At 76.4% G+C, this 18,059-nt stretch carries 10 protein-coding genes and 1 pseudogene; 9 read left to right on the top strand and 2 right to left on the bottom strand.

Annotated features, from left to right (window positions below):
• The first annotated feature begins 58 nt into the window (after positions 1-58).
• Together Q0789_RS05335 and Q0789_RS05330 are read left to right on the top strand one after the other, a co-directional pair.
• Positions 59-1,204: a TerC family protein gene (locus tag Q0789_RS05335; protein WP_298802877.1), complete on the top strand. Its 1,146-nt coding sequence runs from the start codon at positions 59-61 to the stop codon at positions 1,202-1,204.
• On the top strand, positions 1,201-2,190 hold the full coding sequence (locus Q0789_RS05330; protein WP_298802875.1) for a TerC/Alx family metal homeostasis membrane protein: 990 nt from the start codon (positions 1,201-1,203) through the stop codon (positions 2,188-2,190). The genes Q0789_RS05335 and Q0789_RS05330 overlap by 4 nt, the downstream gene beginning before the upstream one ends.
• A 302-nt stretch (positions 2,191-2,492) precedes the next feature.
• Here Q0789_RS05330 and Q0789_RS05325 read toward each other — a convergent pair whose 3' ends face one another.
• Both Q0789_RS05325 and Q0789_RS05320 read right to left on the bottom strand, forming a co-directional pair.
• Positions 2,493-3,056: an MBL fold metallo-hydrolase gene (locus Q0789_RS05325; protein WP_366917651.1), complete on the bottom strand. Its 564-nt coding sequence runs from the start codon at positions 3,054-3,056 to the stop codon at positions 2,493-2,495.
• A gap of 77 nt (positions 3,057-3,133) precedes the next feature.
• Positions 3,134-4,930 carry a glycoside hydrolase family 15 protein gene (locus Q0789_RS05320; protein ID WP_298802871.1) on the bottom strand — a complete coding sequence of 599 codons (1,797 nt, stop codon included), beginning with the start codon at positions 4,928-4,930 and terminating at the stop codon, positions 3,134-3,136.
• 193 nt (positions 4,931-5,123) lie between these two features.
• On the opposite strand from Q0789_RS05320, the pseudogene Q0789_RS05315 reads away from it, so the two are divergent.
• The 7 genes and pseudogenes from Q0789_RS05315 to whiA all read left to right on the top strand — a co-directional run.
• Positions 5,124-6,638: pseudogene (locus Q0789_RS05315) on the top strand (glucose-6-phosphate dehydrogenase); the annotation flags it as partial.
• Positions 6,639-6,730: 92 nt separating this feature from the next.
• On the top strand, positions 6,731-9,637 hold the full coding sequence (gene uvrA, locus Q0789_RS05310) for an excinuclease ABC subunit UvrA (protein ID WP_298802867.1): 2,907 nt from the start codon (positions 6,731-6,733) through the stop codon (positions 9,635-9,637).
• Between the two features lie 89 nt (positions 9,638-9,726).
• The gene (locus tag Q0789_RS05305; protein WP_298802865.1) at positions 9,727-12,156 is read left to right on the top strand and encodes a bifunctional diguanylate cyclase/phosphodiesterase; all 2,430 of its coding nucleotides are present in this window, start codon (positions 9,727-9,729) and stop codon (positions 12,154-12,156) included.
• 45 nt (positions 12,157-12,201) lie between these two features.
• Entirely contained in the window at positions 12,202-14,382 is a 2,181-nt protein-coding gene (gene uvrC, locus Q0789_RS05300) for an excinuclease ABC subunit UvrC (RefSeq protein WP_298802863.1), read from the top strand.
• Between the two features lie 409 nt (positions 14,383-14,791).
• A complete protein-coding gene (gene rapZ / locus Q0789_RS05295) occupies positions 14,792-15,706 on the top strand; it encodes an RNase adapter RapZ (RefSeq protein ID WP_366917650.1) in 915 nt (304 codons plus the stop codon).
• Positions 15,699-16,742, top strand: a complete 1,044-nt coding sequence (gene yvcK, locus Q0789_RS05290) for a uridine diphosphate-N-acetylglucosamine-binding protein YvcK (protein ID WP_298802859.1) — start codon at positions 15,699-15,701, stop codon at positions 16,740-16,742. Before rapZ ends, yvcK begins: the two co-directional genes overlap by 8 nt.
• Before the next feature lie 222 nt (positions 16,743-16,964).
• Positions 16,965-17,945 (top strand): DNA-binding protein WhiA, encoded by a 981-nt coding sequence (whiA, locus tag Q0789_RS05285; RefSeq protein WP_171202889.1) that lies wholly within the window; start codon positions 16,965-16,967, stop codon positions 17,943-17,945.
• The last annotated feature ends 114 nt before the right edge of the window (positions 17,946-18,059 follow it).

The following is an 18,059-nucleotide window of genomic DNA, read 5'->3' as shown; positions in this document are numbered from 1 at the left end:
GCGAGGCGGCCGGGCGGGAGAGACCTCCGGTCGAGCAGCCCTGCCAACCGGAGGAACCATGGACGTGCCCCTGTACGTGTGGGCGATCACCGTCGCCGGCATCGTCGCGATGATCGCCTACGACTTCGTCGTGCACGTGCGGACGCCGCACAGCCCCAGCATCAAGGAGGCCGCCGTCTGGTCGGCGGCCTACATCGGCATCGCCGTCCTCTTCGGCCTCGGCGTGCTGGTCGTCTCGGGGAGCACCTTCGGCGGGGAGTACTTCGCCGGGTACATCACCGAGAAGAGCCTCTCGGTCGACAACCTCTTCGTCTTCGTGCTCATCATGAGCAGCTTCGCGGTGCCCCGCGAGTACCAGCAGAAGGTGCTCCTCATCGGCATCGCGCTGGCGCTCGTCTTCCGGACGATCTTCATCGCCCTCGGCACCGCGGTGATCGCCAACTTCGCCTGGATCTTCTACATCTTCGGCGCCTTCCTCATCTACACGGCCTGGGTGCAGGCCAAGGCGGGGCGCACCGACTCCCACGCGGACGACGAGTTCGAGGAGAACGCCGTCCTGCGCCTGGCCCGACGGGTGCTTCCCACGACGGACGAGTACCACGGCGACAAGTTCACGACGAAGGTCGACGGCAAGCGCCTCGTCACCCCGCTGCTCGTCGTCATGATCGCCATCGGCAGCGCCGACCTGCTCTTCGCGGTGGACTCGATCCCCGCGATCTTCGGGCTGACCCAGGAGCCCTACCTCGTCTTCACGGCCAACGCCTTCTCGCTCCTCGGGCTGCGCCAGCTGTACTTCCTCATCGACGGGCTGCTGGACCGCCTCGTCTACCTGCACTACGGCCTCGCCGCGATCCTCGGCTTCATCGGCGTCAAGCTCCTGCTCCACGCCCTGCACGAGAACGAGCTGCCCTTCATCAACGGCGGCGAGCACGTGCCCGTGTGGGAGGTCCCCACGTGGCTCTCGCTCCTCTTCATCGTCGTCGCCCTCGGCATCACGACGGTCCTGTCCCTGCGGGAGAACAAGCGCACGGCGGCCCGGGCCGACGCCGACGAGCCGGGCGCGAACCGCCCGACGCAGGCGCCGTCGGCGACCCGGCGCCCCGTGGGCGAGGGCCAGCGCGAGGGCGGTGCCCTCGACGAGGTCCCGGACGACGCCCCGGCGGGCGCCGGCGGTCGTGACGGCCGCGAGGGCCGCGACGCATGAGCGTCCCCGCCTGGGTGTGGGGCGCGACGATCGCCGCGGCGGTCCTCTTCCTCACGGCGGACGTGCTGCTGAGCCGCCGCCGCCCGCACGTCCCGAGCACGCGGGAGAGCGCCCTGCACCTGGCGGGCTTCGTGGCCGCCGCCGTGGTCTTCGGCCTCGGCGTCTGGTGGTTCGGCGGCGGCCAGGCGGCGGGGGAGTTCTTCGCCGGCTGGCTCACCGAGTACTCGCTGTCCGTCGACAACCTCTTCGTCTTCCTGCTCATCTTCCGGCGCTTCGCCGTGCCGAAGGAGCTCCAGCAGAACGCGCTCCTCATCGGCATCGTGCTGGCGCTCGTGCTGCGCGCCGCCGTCATCGCCGTCGGGGCGGGCCTCATCGCCGCCTTCAGCTGGGTCTTCTTCCTCTTCGGCGCCTTCCTCCTCTTCACCGCCGTCCAGCTGGTGCGCGGCAGCGGCGAGGACGACGACGAGTTCGAGGAGAACCGGCTCGTCCGGCTCGTGCGGCGGGTGCTGCCCGTGACGGAGGACTTCCGCGGCCCGACGCTCGTCGTCCGGGAGGCGGGGCGCCGCGCCATCACGCCGATGCTCCTCGTCCTCGTGGCGCTCGGGACGACGGACCTGCTCTTCGCCCTGGACTCCATCCCGGCGATCTTCGGGCTGACGTCGGACCCCTACATCGTCCTGACGGCCAACATCTTCGCCCTCATGGGGCTGCGCCAGCTCTTCTTCCTCGTCGGCGACCTGCTGAAGAAGCTCGTCTTCCTCGACATCGGGCTGGCGGTGCTCCTGGCCTTCGTCGGCGTCAAGCTCATCCTCGAGGCGCTGCACGAGAACTCGCTGCCCTTCATCAACGGCGGCGAGCCGGTGGAGTGGGCGCCGGTCATCCCCATCTGGCTCTCGCTGACCGCGATCGTCGTCATCCTCGGGACGACCGCGGTCGTTTCGCTCGCCGTCAGCCGCCGCCGCGAGCGGGCCGCCGCCCGCGGCTGACGGGAGCGGGCCGCCGCCCGACCGCGGGGCGGCTCACCGGCCGCACGTCCCAGCCGCTCGTCACCGCTCACGGTGCCGGGACGCGTGCGAGCCGAGGACGAGCGTCCGGCGGGGCGGCGCGGAGAGGCACGTCAGGCCGGCGCCCCGCACCGAGCGCGGGGTGCCCACGGCGCGCCGAGCCAGTGCCCGGAGCGCCGCCCCGCCGGACGCGGACCGGCCCGTGCGCGGGCACCTCGGGCCCCCCGGTCACCGGCTCCCCGTCACCGGCTCCTGACCAACGGCTCCGCGTCACCGGCTCCCCGTCACCAGCCGCGGGCGCGCCAGTCGGCGAGGGACGGCCGCTCGGCCCCGAGCGTCGTCGGCTCGCCGTGCCCGGGGAGGACCTCGGTGCGGTCGGGCAGGACGGCGAAGAGCCGCTCCTCCACGTCGTCGAGCAGGCGGGTGAAGCGCCCGGCGTCCCCGCCCGTGGCCCCGACGCCGCCGGGGAAGAGGCTGTCGCCCGTGAGGGCGAGCACGCGGCCGCCCGGGTCGTGCAGCACGAGGGCGACGGAGCCGGGGGTGTGGCCCCGCAGCCCGACGACGTCGAGCCGCAGCTCGCCCACCGCGACGACGTCGCCGTGGCGCAGGAGGACGTCCGCGGGCACGGGGAGGTCGGCGGCGTCCTCGGCCCCCACGAGCACCTGCGCGCCCGTCGCCGCGACGACCTCCGGGAGGGCGCGGTGGTGGTCCCAGTGCCCGTGCGTCGTCACGACGGCGTCGACGCGCCCGTCCGCGAGGGCCAGCAGCCGGGGGGCGTCGTCGGCGGCGTCGACGAGCAGCCGCCGGCCCGTCGCCGTGCACTCGAGCAGGTAGCAGGCGTTGTCCATCGCCGACACGCGAGCCGAGGACAGCCGCGCGGAGACGAGGCCGTCGGGCACGAGCCCGTCGGAGGGGGTCCCGTCCGTCATCGCCGTCCCCCGGGCGTGCAGTCGCCCAGCGCGTCGGCCGCCCGCACCAGCGCGAGGTGGGACAGGGCCTGGGGCACGTTGCCGGCCTGGCGCCCGGCCCCGGTGTCGTACTCCTCCGAGAGGAGGCCGAGGTCGCTGCTGCAGGCGAGGCAGCGGTCCATGAGGGCGTGGGCGTCGTCGACGCGCCCGCTGCGCGCGTACTGCTCCACGAGCCAGAAGGAGCAGGCGAGGAAGGGGTGCTCGTCGCCCGACAGGCCGTCGAGGCCCGGGCCCGTGTCGTAGCGGAGCACGAGGCCGTCGCGCAGGAGGTCCTCCTCGATGGCGGCGACCGTCCCGAGCATGCGCGGGTCGTCGGCCGCGACGAAGCCCACCTGGGGGAGCATGAGGAGCGAGGCGTCGACCTGCGGGGAGCCGTAGACCTGCGTGTACGTGCCGCGGCCGGCGTCCCAGCCGTGCTCCTCGACCTCGGCGCGCACCTGCTCGCGCAGCTCCTCCCACCGCTCCGCCGGTCCCTCCATGCCGCCCTCGCGCACCGCCTGGACGCCCCGGTCGAGCGCGGCCCAGACCATGACGCGCGAGTGGGTGAAGTGCTGGAGGTCGCCCCGCATCTCCCAGATGCCGTGGTCCTTGCGCTGCCAGTGCTCCTCGACGAAGCCGAGGAGCGCGCGCTGGAGCGGCCAGGAGAACTCGTCCTCGGCGACGCCCTCGCGACGCGCCCGGTCGAGCGCCACGAGCACCTCGCCGAGGACGTCGGCCTGGTACTGGTCGACGGCGCCGTTGCCGGTGCGCACCGGCCGCGATCCCTCGTACCCGGGCAGGTGGTCGTGCTCCCGTTCCGGGAGCTCCCGCTCGCCCGCGATGCCGTACATGATCTGGACGTCCTCGGGCTCCCCCGCGACGGCTCGCAGCAGCCACCGGCGCCACCCCTCGGCCTCCTCGCGGTAGCCGTGCGTGAGGAGCGCCTCGAGGGTCAGGGCGGCGTCGCGCAGCCACACGTAGCGGTAGTCCCAGTTGCGCTCGCCGCCGAAGTCCTCGGGCAGGGACGTGGTGGCCGCGGCGACGATGCCGCCGGTGTCGGCGTGCGTGAGCGCGCGCAGGACGAGCAGGGAGCGGCGCACGGCGAGGGGGTGGTGCTCGCCGGGGTCCGCGCGGTCGGCCCAGTCCTGCCACCACGCCGTCGTCGCCTCCAGGCGGTCGCCCACGTCGAGGCGCCGGGGCACGTCCCGGTAGGAGCGGTACCACGTGAGCCCGACGTCGTGCCGCTCGCCGGCCGCCTGGTCCCACTCCCCGGCGTGGCGGTGGTCGGAGGCCGTCGGCATCTGGCCGCCGCGCAGCAGGAAGGCGTCGGGACCCGCCACGGCGAGAAGGCCCTCGAGGCCGTCGGGGTCGGTGACCCGCCGCACCCACGGCACCGTCTTGGCGTAGTCGGGCCGGATGACGAGCTCCTGGCGCATCCGCACGACGCCCTCGACGCCCTCGACGCGGCGCACGAGGTCGGCGCGCAGGTCGTTGATGGGCATGAAGTCGACGACCCGCACGACGCCGGTCGACGTCGTCCACGTCGTCTCGAGGACGAAGGAGTCGCCGACGTAGCGCCGCTCGCAGGTGGCGTCGTCGTCGACGGGCCGCAGCAGCCAGCGCCCGTGCTCGGGGCCGCCGAGCACGGCGCTGAAGACGGCGGGGGAGTCGTAGCGGGGCAGGCAGAGCCAGTCGACGCTCCCGTCCCGGCCCACGAGGGCGGCGCTGTGGCAGTCGCTGAGCAGGGCGTAGTCCTCGATGCGCTGGCTGGGCATGTGCGGAGGCTCCCACGAGCCCGGCGCCGGGACCTCCGGGCGCCCGCGCGCTCGCGCGGCACCGGTCCCGCCGTCCGCCCCGGGTGCCGCCGCGCTGCTTGCACCCGTCCGCCGACGACGGGAGGGTGGGCCGCGCCGGGGGCCGCCCGGCCGGGCACCGCCCCGCCGACCGCGTCGACTGGAGCCCCGCCCCGTGACCACCACCCTCGTCGTCCTGGGCGCCGGCGGCGACCTCGCCTCGCGGCTGCTCCTCCCCGGGCTCGCCGACCTCCTCGTCAGCCACCACGGGGAGGGCCTCGACCTGCGCCTCGTCGGCGCCGACCGGGCCGAGCACGACCAGGACTGGTGGACCGAGCGGGTCCGCGGGGCGGCCGAGGCGGCGGACGCCCGCGGCCCGGTGGTCGACCGGCTCGTCGAGGGCACGCGGTACGCCTCGTGCGACGTCAGCGCGGACGACGACCTCGCCGGCCTCGTCGCGGACGCGTCGCGGGACGGCGACGTCGTCCTGTACTTCGCGCTGCCGCCCGACGTGACCGCCGGGGCGCTGCGGTCGCTCGAGCCCGAGCAGGTGCCCGCGGGGACCCGCCTCGTGCTGGAGAAGCCCTTCGGCCACGACGCCGCGTCCGCGGCCGAGCTCAACGGCGTCCTCACGCGGCTCGTCCCGGAAGACCACGTCCACCGCGTCGACCACTTCCTCGGCAAGTCGACGGTGCTCAACATCCTCGGCCTGCGCTTCGCGAACCGGCTCTTCGAGCCGCTGTGGAGCGCCACCCACGTCGAGCGGGTCGACGTCGTCTTCGACGAGGACCTCGGGCTCGCCGGGCGCGCGGGGTACTACGACGGCGCGGGCGCCCTCGCCGACATGGTCCAGAGCCACCTCCTGCAGCTGCTGGCCCTCATCGCGATGGACCCGCCGGCGACGATCTCCGAGCGCGACCTGCGCGACCGCAAGGCCGAGGTCCTGCGCGCGACGCGGCTGTGGGACGCGGACGACCCGGCCTCCTGCACGCGGCGGGCCCGGTGGACCGCGGGTCGCCTCGGCGACGAGGAGGTCGGCGCCTACGCCGACGAGCCGGGCGTCGACCCGGAGCGGGGCACCGAGACGCTCGCCGAGGTCGTGCTCGCCGTCGACACCTGGCGCTGGGCCGGCGTCCCGTTCCGGCTGCGCTCCGGCAAGGCGCTGGGGCGGCGCCGCAAGGAGGCCGTCATCACCTTCAAGCACGTGCCGCACCTGCCGACCGGGCTGCTGGGGACCCCGTCGCCGACGCGCCTGCGGGTCGGCTTCGGCCCCGACGACATCACGCTCGAGCTCGACCTGAACGGCCAGGACGACGCCTTCGGGCTCGAGCGCACCGCGCTCGGGACCGAGCTCTCGCCGGGCGAGCTCACGGCCTACGGCCAGGTGCTCCTGGGGGTCCTGCACGGCGACCCGACGCTCTCGGTGCGCGGCGACACCGCGGAGCAGTGCTGGCGCGTCCTCGAGCCGGTCGTCGCCGCGTGGCACGACGGGCGGGTGCCGCTCGAGACCTACCCGGCGGGGACCGGCGGGCCGCGCGGGCACGGCCTCCTCGAGGACGTCGACGCCCGCGAGTGCGCGGAGGACGCCCAGGTGGCGGCCGAGCGCGGCCCCCGCCGGGCCTCGGGCGACGGCGGCTCGGAGGGGACCGGCGGCGAGGGTCGCGACAGGGACGACCCGCCCGTCGCCTGACGCCGCCCCCAGGAGGCCGGGCCCGGCCCGGGCGCGCCCTCCCGCCCGGGTCCGCGGCGGGCGATGTCGGAGGCCGCGCCTACCATCGGCGGGTGCAGTCTGAGCTCATCGTCCGCGGCGCCCGCGAGCATAACCTCCGCGACGTCTCGATCGACCTGCCGCGCGACGCCATGGTGGTCTTCACCGGCCTGTCGGGCTCCGGCAAGTCGTCCCTCGCCTTCGACACGATCTTCGCGGAGGGCCAGCGCCGCTACGTCGAGTCGCTGTCGGCCTACGCCCGCCAGTTCCTCGGGCAGATGGACAAGCCCGACGTCGACTTCATCGAGGGCCTGTCGCCGGCCGTCTCCATCGACCAGAAGTCGACGAGCCGCAACCCGCGCTCCACGGTGGGCACCATCACCGAGGTCTACGACTACCTGCGCCTGCTGTGGGCCCGCGCCGGTCAGCCGCACTGCCCGGTCTGCGGCGAGCCCATCGGCCGCCAGACGCCGCAGCAGGTCGTCGACCGCCTCCTCGAGATGCCCGAGGGCACCCGCTTCCAGGTGCTGGCGCCCGTCGTGCGCGGGCGCAAGGGCGAGTTCGTCGAGCTCTTCGCCGAGCTGCAGACCAAGGGCTTCTCCCGCGCGCGGGTGGACGGGGACGTCATCTCCCTCGCCACCCCGCCGCAGCTGGACAAGAAGTTCAAGCACGACATCGAGGTCGTCGTCGACCGCCTCGTCGTCCGCGAGGGCGTCCAGCGGCGCCTCACCGACTCGGTCGAGACGGCGCTGGGGCTGGCCGACGGCGTCCTGCTCGTCGACCTCGTCGACGCGGGGGAGGACGAGCAGCGCGAGCGCCGCTTCTCCGAGAAGCTCGCCTGCCCCAACGAGCACCCGCTCCAGCTCGACGAGGTCGAGCCGCGCACCTTCTCCTTCAACGCCCCCTACGGGGCGTGCCCCGAGTGCACGGGCATCGGCACGCGCCTCGAGGTCGACCCCGACCTCCTCGTGCCCGACGACGAGCTCACGCTCGCCGAGGGCGCCATCGCGCCGTGGGCGAGCGGCTCCGGCTCGGCGGACTACTTCCAGCGGGTCATGCGGGGGCTCGCCGACCAGCTGGGCTTCTCCATGGACGTGCCCTGGCGCGCGCTGCCCAAGCGCGCGACGACGGCGCTGCTGCAGGGCCACGAGCACGAGGTGCACGTGCGCTACCGCAACCGCTTCGGCCGCGAGCGCGCCTACTCCACCGGCTTCGAGGGCGTCGTCCCCTTCATCCGGCGCCGCCACGCGGAGACCGACTCCGACTGGTCCCGCGAGCGCTACGAGGGCTACATGCGCGAGGTGCCGTGCCCGGTGTGCGGGGGCAGCCGCCTGCGACCGGAGGTCCTCGCCGTCACGCTCGGCGGCCGCTCGATCGCCGAGGTCTGCGCCCTGCCCGTCGACGAGTGCGCGGCCTTCCTCGGCGCGCTCGAGCTCGACGCCCGCCAGCGCCAGATCGCGGCCGCGGTGCTCAAGGAGATCAACGCCCGGCTCGGCTTCCTCCTCGACGTCGGCCTGGACTACCTCTCGCTCGACCGGGCGTCGGGGACGCTCTCGGGCGGCGAGGCCCAGCGCATCCGGCTGGCGACGCAGATCGGGTCGGGCCTCGTCGGCGTCCTCTACGTCCTCGACGAGCCGAGCATCGGCCTGCACCAGCGCGACAACCGGCGCCTCATCGACACGCTCACGCGCCTGCGGGACCTCGGGAACACCCTCATCGTCGTCGAGCACGACGAGGACACGATCCGCGCCAGCGACTGGGTGGTCGACGTCGGCCCCGGCGCCGGCGAGCACGGCGGCCGGGTGGTCCACTCCGGCTCGGTGCAGGGGCTGCTCGACCACGAGAGCTCGCTGACGGGCGGCTACCTCTCGGGCCGCCTCGCCATCCCCGTCCCGGAGACCCGGAGGCCGCGCGACCGCGCGCGCCAGGTGGTCGTCAAGGGCGCCCGGCAGAACAACCTCAAGGGCGTCGACGTCGCCTTCCCGCTCGGCTGCTTCGTCGCCGTCACCGGGGTCTCCGGCTCGGGCAAGTCGACGCTCGTCAACGACATCCTCTACACGGTCATGGCCAACCAGCTCAACGGCGCCCGCCGGGTGCCGGGCCGCCACCGCACGGTCACGGGGCTCGACCAGCTCGACAAGGTCGTCCACGTCGACCAGAGCCCCATCGGCCGGACGCCGCGGTCCAACCCCGCCACGTACACGGGCGTCTGGGACCACGTGCGCAAGCTCTTCGCGACGACGACGGAGGCGAAGGTGCGCGGCTACCAGCCGGGCCGCTTCTCCTTCAACGTCAAGGGCGGGCGCTGCGAGAACTGCCAGGGCGACGGCACCATCAAGATCGAGATGAACTTCCTGCCCGACGTCTACGTGCCGTGCGAGGTGTGCCAGGGGGCGCGCTACAACCGCGAGACGCTCGAGGTGCACTTCAAGGGGAAGACCGTCTTCGACGTCCTCGAGATGCCCATCGAGGAGGCGGTCGACTTCTTCGCCGCGGTCCCCGCCATCTCCCGGCACCTGCGGACGCTCGTCGACGTCGGCCTGGGCTACGTGCGCCTGGGCCAGAGCGCGCCCACGCTCTCGGGCGGCGAGGCGCAGCGGGTCAAGCTCGCCTCCGAGCTGCAGCGGCGGTCGGCGGGCCGGACGGTCTACGTCCTCGACGAGCCGACGACGGGTCTGCACTTCGAGGACATCCGGAAGCTCCTCGGCGTCCTGCAGGGCCTCGTCGACAAGGGCAACACGGTGCTCGTCATCGAGCACAACCTCGACGTCATCAAGAACGCCGACTGGGTCGTCGACATGGGCCCCGAGGGCGGCGGCGGCGGCGGGCGCGTGGTCGCCCAGGGGACGCCGGAGCAGGTGGCCCGCGTGCCCGAGAGCCACACCGGCCGGTTCCTCGCCGAGGCGCTCGGCGTGCCGCGCGAGGAGCCCGGTGCCGCGCTGCCGCCCCCGCGGCGCCAGGAGGAGCCGGCCTCGGCCTGACGCGCGAGCGCGCCGGCGGGCGCGTCCGCCCGGAGGACGTCGGCGCCGGCGCCCTCAAGGTGCTCGGCGGGGGTGCCGACGGGGCGGGGGTGAGCCCCTCCGCGCCGCGCCCGCCCTCCGCGGCCCGCGCCGTCCTCCCCGGGGCCGGGGACGCCGGGGGCGGGCCGGGGAGGTCCCTGCTCACGGCCGCGGGCGTCGGTGCGGCCTGCGCCCTCGCCGTGGTCCTCACGGGCGTCCTCGCTCGACCGGCCGCGCCGATGGCCGCCTCGCTCGTCGTCGCGGTCACCGGCCTCGTCGGCGGGGTGCTCGTCCTCGCCCGGCGCGGGCCGGGGCCCGCGCGGCCCTCCCGGCGGTGGTTCGCCCTCTCGGCGCTCGCGTGGTGCGGGGGCGAGCTCGTGAGCGCGCTCGTCGACCTCGCGCTGCCGGGCCCGCCTCCGCGCCCCAACGTCGGGGACGCGGTCAGCATCTGCGCCGGTCCGCTCGCGCTCGTCGGCGTCCTGCGCCTCCCGCGGCCGCCCGGGCGCGGCGGCGCTCTGCGGACCCTGCTCGTGGACGCGGTGGTGCTGGCGCTGGGGCTGGCCGTCGCGGTCTGGACAGCGGTCTTCCCGCCCGGCGGGCCTCCGCTGCTCGTCCTCTTCTGCGTCAGCGTGGTGCTCCTGTACCTGCTGCTGTGCAACCTGCTCGCGCAGGTCGCCATGGTCGGGCGGGACCGGGGCGTCGTGGCCGTCCTCGCCGGGCTGGCGCTGCTCGCCGTGGGCGACCTCGCCGTCACGCGCGAGCTCATCGCCGGCGCGGCCGTGTGGGACTGGCGCCTCGCCGCCCTCCAGTGCCTCGCCTGGCCCGTCGTGCTCGGGGGCGTCGACACCATCGGGCGGGGGCGACCCCTGCAGCGCCCCGGGGGCGCGACGGACGAGGGCGAGACCTACGCGACGGTCGTCACGACGGCGACCGTCTACGTCTCCTGGGTGCTCGGGCTGGTCGCCCTCCTGACGACCGGGGCGGCGGGCGCGGCCACCGGAGCGCTCGGGCTCCTCGCGGTGACGAGCGCGGGGCTGCGCGAGGTCCTCCGGCTGCGCGCCCGCCTCGGGGTCCTGCGCCGTCTGTCGCGGGAGTCCCGGCACGACGCCCTGACGGGGCTGGGCAACGCGCGGGCGCTCTCGGCCCGCCTCGCCCCGCTGCTCGAGGACGGTGCGGCCGTCTCGCTCGTCGTCGTGGACCTCGACGGCTTCGGGGACGTGGACGAGCGGCTCGGGCGCACCGCCGCGGACGCCCTCCTCGTGGACGTCGCGTCCGCCCTCGCGGCCCGCACCGGCGAGGACCGCACCTTCCGGACCGGCGGGGACGAGGTCGCCCTGCTGTGCCCGTGCGGCCCCGAGGCGGCGCGGGAGGCGGCCGACGCCGCGCGGGCGCTCGTCACGGCCGCCGCCGCGCGGGCGGGCACCCACCTGACGGCCAGCGCCGGCGTCTCTGGCCTCGACGCCGGCGCCGCGCCGGCGGGCGCGCCGCCCGAGCTCCTGGCCGAGGCGACGACCGCCGTCACCGCGGCCAAGCGCGCCGGCGGCGACCGGACGGCGCTCTTCCGCGGCGAGGTCGCCGAGGGGGTGCGTCGTCGCGCCCTCGTCGAGCGGCGCCTGCGCGCGGCCCTGGCGGCCGACGCGCTGCACGTCGAGCTCCAGCCGCTCGTCCACCTCGCGAGCGGCCGCCTCAAGGGCTTCGAGGTGCTCGCCCGGTGGCAGGACGACGCGCTGGGCCGGGTCGGCCCCGACGAGTTCGTCGCGGTGGCCGAGACTGGCGGCCTCGTGACGGCCCTCGGCCGCCACGCGCTGCGCCGGGGCCTGCACGCGCTGGTGGCCAGCGGCGCCGCGGCGCGCGGCCTCACCCTGTCGGTCAACGCCTCGCCGCTCGAGCTGCGCGACCCCGGCTACCCCGCCGCCGTCGCGGACGCCCTGGCCGAGGCGGGCGTGCCGGCGGCCGCGCTCGTCGTCGAGGTCACCGAGGGCGTGCCCGTGGCGCCGGGGGACCCGGCCCTCGGGGCCATGGCCGCGCTGCGCGCCGCCGGCTGCCGGATCGCCCTGGACGACGTCGGGTCGGGCTACGCGTCGCTGACGTACCTCGCCCGGCTGCCGGTCGACGTCGTCAAGGTCGACCGGTCGCTCGTCGTCGCCCTGGACGACCCGCGCAGCGCCCGGGTGCTCGAGGCCCTCGTGCGGCTCAGCCGCTCCCTCGGGCTCGTCGTCCTCGCCGAGGGCATCGAGCACGAGGCGCAGGTGCGGGCGCTGCTGCGCGCCGGGGCGACGCTGGGGCAGGGGTGGCTCTGGTCGCGGGCCCTCCCCGTGGACCACCTCGCCGACCTCGTCGCCCGGGACGCCGCGGCGCACCCCGGGCCGCCGCCCGACCTCCCGACCTCCCTCCTGCCGGTGGCCGCCCTGGCCTCGTCCCCGCCCGCCCCGAACCCGCCCGCCGACGGGGTGCCGGTGCAGCGCGCCGCACGCCAGGAGGAGGCGGCGCCCGGGGCGTAGGTCGGCGCGGTCGGGACCGTCGGACGCCCGACCTACCCTGGGGACGTGGCCGACCCGTCCTCCTACCGCCCGCGACCGGGGGAGGTGCCCGACTCCCCGGGCGTCTACCGCTTCCGCGACGAGCACGGCCGCGTCATCTACGTCGGCAAGGCCCGGAGCCTGCGCCAGCGCCTCGCGTCCTACTTCCAGGACGTCGCCAACCTGCACCCGCGGACGCAGACGATGGTCACGACGGCCGCGTCGGTCGAGTGGACGACGGTGGCCACCGAGGTCGAGTCGCTGCAGCTCGAGTACTCCTGGATCAAGGAGTTCGACCCGCGCTTCAACGTCAAGTACCGCGACGACAAGTCCTACCCCTACCTCGCCATCACGATGGGCGAGCCGGTGCCGCGGGTCCAGGTGATGCGCGGCGCCAAGCGCAAGGGCACGCGGTACTTCGGGCCCTACACGCACGCGTGGGCCATCCGCGAGACCGTCGACCTCCTGCTGCGCGTCTTCCCCATCCGCAGCTGCTCGGCCGGCGTGCTCAAGCGCGCCGCCCAGGTCGGGCGCCCGTGCCTGCTCGGCTACATCGGCAAGTGCTCGGCCCCCTGCGTCGGGCGCATCAGCGAGGAGGACCACCGGGCGCTCGCCGAGGACTTCGCGTCCTTCATGGCGGGGGACACCAGCCGCTTCGTGCGCCGCCTCGAGGCGGAGATGCGCGAGGCCTCCGCGGACCTCGACTTCGAGCGGGCGGCCCGGCGCCGCGACGACCTCGGCGCCCTGCGCCGCGCCCTCGAGAAGAGCGCGGTCGTGCTGCCCGACGCCACCGACGCCGACGTCTTCGCCCTCGCGGAGGACGAGCTCGAGGCCGCCGTCCAGGTCTTCCATGTGCGCGGCGGGCGCATCCGCGGCCAGCGCGGGTGGGTCGTCGAGAAGGTCGAGGACGTCACGACCGCCGGCCTCGTCGAGCACCTGCTGCAGCAGGTGTACGGCGACGCCGACGCGGTGGCGGACGCCGCGGCCGGCGGCGCCGGGGGTACCGCGGCGGGGGCGGCTCCCGGGGCCGTCCCGCGCGAGGTGCTCGTGCCGCTGGAGCCCGCCGACGCGGCCCAGGTGACCGCCTGGCTGTCGGGGCTGCGGGGCTCCGCGGTCGACGTCCGCGTGCCCCAGCGCGGCGACAAGCGCGCCCTGCTCGAGACCGTGGCCAAGAACGCCTCGCAGGCCCTCGCCCTCCACAAGACGCGGCGCGGGGGCGACCTCACGACCCGCAGCCTCGCGCTCTCCGAGCTGCAGGACGCGCTCGGCCTCGACGAGGCGCCCCTGCGGGTCGAGTGCTACGACGTCTCGAACCTCCAGGGCACGGAGGTCGTGGCCTCGATGGTCGTCTTCGAGGACGGCCTGCCGCGCAAGGGCGAGTACCGGCGCTTCGCCGTCCGCGGCGAGTCGGTGCGCGCCGGCGACGCGCAGGACGACACCGCCGCCATCCACGAGGTGATGCTGCGCCGCTTCCGCCGCCACCTCGCCGACGGCACCCCGCCCGCCGGGTCGCCGCCCGACGAGGACGCGGCCCCCGGGGCCCCCGGTGCTGCGGGTGCTGCGGTCGCGGGCGGTGAGGTCGCGGACGGGGCGGCCGGGGACGGGGCGGCCGGGCACGCGCCGGTCGACCCGGAGTCCGGCCGGCCGCGGCGCTTCGCGTACCCGCCGCAGCTCGTCGTCGTCGACGGCGGCGCCCCCCAGGTGGCCGCCGCCGCGCGCGCCCTCGAGGAGCTGGGCGTGACCGACGTGGCGCTGTGCGGGCTCGCCAAGCGGCTCGAGGAGGTGTGGCTGCCGGGGGAGGAGTTCCCGGTCGTCCTGCCGCGCCAGAGCGAGGGCCTGTACCTCCTCCAGCGCGTGCGCGACGAGGCCCACCGCTTCGCCATCACCTACCACCGCCAGCGGCGCAGCTCGTCGATGACCCGCAGTGCGCTCGACGACGTGCCCGGCCTCGGGCCCGCGCGCCGGACCGCCCTCCTCAAGCGCTTCGGCTCCCTCAAGCGGCTGCGCGCCGCGACGGTGGAGGAGGTGTGCGAGGTCCCCGGCGTCGGGCCCGCGACGGCCCGCGCCGTGCTCGACGCCCTCGCGCCCGCGAGCACGACCTCGGCGAACGGTGCCCCGGCCCCCCGCGACGGGCGGCGCGAGGACGAGGCGGCCGCGGAGGCGCCCCTGCGCGTCAACACCGCCACCGGCGAGCTGCTCGACGACTGAGGCCCGGACCCGGCGGGGGGCGTCGACGCCGGGGCGTCCGGCTTGGGAGGATCGCGGCGTGGACGCGACGCCCCCGCCCGACGACGACCCCGGCACCGGGCCTCCCGGGACCCCGCCGCCCGCCGGCCGCGACCCCCGCAGCCCGGCGGTGCGTCCGGGGCCGCGGGGCAATCTCGAGGAGACCGGGGAGGTGCCGGTCCTCCTCGGGGACGACCCGCCCGGCTGGTCGGCCGCCTCGCGCTCGGGAGCCGCCGCCGCGCAGGTCCCGCTGCCGGCGGCCGGGTCCGGCCCGCGCGGTGCCGACGCCGACGCCGAGGACGCGGACGAGGACGGCGCGCCCGGGCACGAGGAGCGGGGGCACGAGGAGCGGGGGCGCGAGGAGCGGGCGCGCGCGGACCGGGGCGACGGGGTGGACGACGGCGCGGGCGGCGCCGGTGAGGGCGCGCCGACGGGGGGCTCCGAGGGCAGCACCGAGGTCCTCGTCGTCACCGGCATGTCGGGCGCGGGGCGCTCGACGGTCGCGGACCGGCTGGAGGACCTCGGCTGGTACGTCGTCGACAACCTGCCGCCGCAGATGCTCTCCGCGCTCGCGGGGCTCGCCGCCCGCGCGCGCCGCGGGCTGCCCCGCGTGGCCGTCGTCCTCGACGTCCGCGGCCAGGAGTTCTTCCCCGAGGTGCAGTCCGCCCTCGAGGAGCTGCGCGACCGCGGCATCGTCGTGCGGGTGCTCTTCCTCGAGGCGTCCGACGAGGCCCTCGTGCGCCGCTTCGAGTCCGTCCGCCGGCCCCACCCCCTGCAGGGGGAGGGGCGGATCCTCGACGGCATCCGCGCCGAGCGGGACCTCGTCGCGGCGCTGCGCGGGGGCGCCGACCTGCTCGTCGACACGAGCTCCCTCAACGTGCACGAGCTCGGCGCGCGGGTCGGGGACGTCTTCGGCGAGGCGGGACGGCCGCGCCTGCGGGTCACGGTCATGTCCTTCGGGTTCAAGTACGGCATCCCCGTCGACGCCGACCACGTCGCCGACGTCCGCTTCCTGCCCAACCCGTACTGGGAGCCGTCGCTGCGGGCGCAGACCGGGCGCGACGAGGGCGTCCGCGACTTCGTCCTGCGCCAGGAGGGCGCCGTGGAGTGGCTGGACCGCTACGTGGCGGCGCTCGAGCCCGTCGTCGCGGGCTACCGGCGCGAGCACCGCGGCTTCGTCACCGTCGCCGTCGGGTGCACGGGGGGCAAGCACCGGTCCGTCGCGCTCAGCGAGCAGCTCGCGCGCCGCCTGTCCGGGGCCGACGTGCGCGCCCGCGTCGTCCACCGCGACCTCGGCCGTGAGTGAGGCGCCCCGGGGAGGCGCGGCGGCCGGGGGCCCACCCTCGCCCTGGGCCGCTCCGGCGACGGCCCCGCGGACGGCGCCGTCCGGCGAGGAGGGGTCGCCGGCCCCTCCGTCGGTCGTCGCCCTCGGCGGGGGGCACGGCCTGTCCGCTTCGCTGCAGGCCCTGCGCCACCTCACCGACCGCCTGACCGCCGTCGTCACGGTGGCCGACGACGGCGGGTCCAGCGGGCGCCTGCGCCGCGAGCTCGGTGTCCTGCCCCCGGGGGACTTGCGCATGGCCCTCGCCGCGCTCTGCGACGACGCCGACTGGGGTCGCACGTGGCGCGACGTCGTCCAGCACCGCTTCGGCGGCGACGGCGAGCTCGGCGGCCACGCGGTCGGCAACCTCCTCATCGTCGCGCTCTGGGAGCTCCTGGGGGACCAGGTCGCCGGCCTCGACTGGGTGGCCCACCTCCTCGGCGCCCGCGGCCGCGTCCTGCCCATGTCCCTCGTGCCGCTCGACGTGGAGGGCGACGTCGTCCCGCCCGGCGGCGGCCCGGCGCGGGTGGTGCGCGGCCAGGTCGCGCTCGCGACCGCCGCCGGCCGCATCGGCGGCGTGCGGCTGCAGCCCCCGGACCCGCCCGCGTGCCCGGAGGCCGTGGAGGCCGTCGAGGAGGCCGACTGGGTCGTCCTCGGGCCCGGGTCCTGGTTCACGAGCGTCCTGCCGCACCTGTGCGTGCCCGAGCTCGCCGCCGCGCTGGTGCGCACGCGCGCCCGCCGGTGCGTCGTCCTCAACCTCACCTCCTCCCAGCAGGAGACGGCCGGGCTCACCGCAGCCGACCACCTCGGCGCCCTGGCCCGCCACGCGCCCGACCTGCGGGTCGACGCCGTGGTGGCCGACCCGCGCGCCGTCGGGGACCCCGAGCCCCTCGGGCGCCTGTGCACCGACCTCGGCGCCCAGCTGCTGCTGCGCCGGGTCGCGCGCTCGCGGCGCGACGACGTCCACGACCCCCTGCGGCTGGCGGCGGCCTTCCGCGACGCCTTCGAGCCCTCGGCGTGAGGGGCGCCCGCGGCGTCGACGGTCGCGTCCCCGGGCGCCGGGTCCTGGGGCGCCGGGTCCTCGGGCGCCGGGTCCTCGGGCGCCGGGGGGCAGGGGCGCCGGGGGCAGGGGCGCCGGAGGGGCGGTGGGCGGGGCCGAGGTCGGCGGGCTCCCGGTCGTGGTCCTCGCTCGTGGTCCCTCGCCCGTGGTCCGGGGCACCCGCCGCGGTGGGATGATGGCGGCATGGCACTGACGGCCCAGGTGAAGGACGAGCTCAGCCGCCTCCCCGTGACCCGGTCCTGCGACCGCAAGGCGGAGACGTCGGCCGTCCTGCGCTTCGCGGGCGGGCTCCACATCGTCTCGGGGCACGTCGTCGTGGAGGCCGAGCTCGACACGGGGGCGGCCGCGCGGCGGCTGCGCAAGGACATCACCGAGGTCTTCGGCGCCTCGTGCGACGTGCTCGTGCTGCAGCCCGGTGGGCTGCGGCGGGGCACCCGCTACGTCGTCCGCGTGGTGCGCGAGGGGGAGGCGCTGGCGCGCCAGACCGGGCTGCTCGACGGGCGCGGGCGCCCCGTGCGCGGCCTGCCGCCCCAGGTCGTCGGCGGGGCCACCTGCTGCGCCGAGGCCGCCTGGCGCGGTGCGTTCCTCGCCCACGGCTCCCTCACCGAGCCGGGCCGCAGCGCGGCGCTGGAGATCACCTGCCCGGGGCCCGAGGCGGCGCTGGCGCTCGTGGGCAGCGCCCGCCGGCTCGGGGTGGCCGCGAAGGCCCGCGAGGTGCGCGGCGTCGACCGCGTCGTCCTGCGCGACGGCGACGCCATCGGCGCGCTGCTCACGCGCCTCGGGGCGCACGACGCCGTCCTCGTGTGGGAGGAGCGGCGCATGCGCCGGGAGGTGCGCGCCACGGCCAACCGGCTCGCCAACTTCGACGACGCGAACCTGCGGCGCTCGGCCCGCGCGGCCGTCGCGGCCGGCGCGCGCGTGGAGCGGGCGCTGGAGATCCTCGGCGACGACGTCCCCGAGCACCTGCTCGTGGCCGGGCGCCTGCGCACCGAGCACCGCCAGGCGTCGCTCGAGGAGCTGGGCGCCATGGCCGACCCGGTCATGACGAAGGACGCCGTCGCCGGGCGCATCCGCCGCCTCCTCGCCATGGCGGACCGCCGTGCCGCCGAGCTCGGCGTGCCCGGGACCGAGTCCGGCCTCACCCCGGAGATGCTCGAGGTCTGAGCCGGGTCACCTCCCGCGCCGCCTCCCGACCCGACCTCCCCCGAGCCGGGCCCGGCGGTCCGGCGGTCCGGCGTCCAGCATGTGACCGGCGTCACACGCCGGGCCGCGCCGGGG

The organism is uncultured Pseudokineococcus sp., assembly GCF_947499845.1.
Taxonomy (GTDB): domain Bacteria; phylum Actinomycetota; class Actinomycetes; order Actinomycetales; family Quadrisphaeraceae; genus Pseudokineococcus.
Note: the sequence above shows the minus strand (reverse complement) of the source record. Positions and strands in the feature narration are given on the sequence as shown.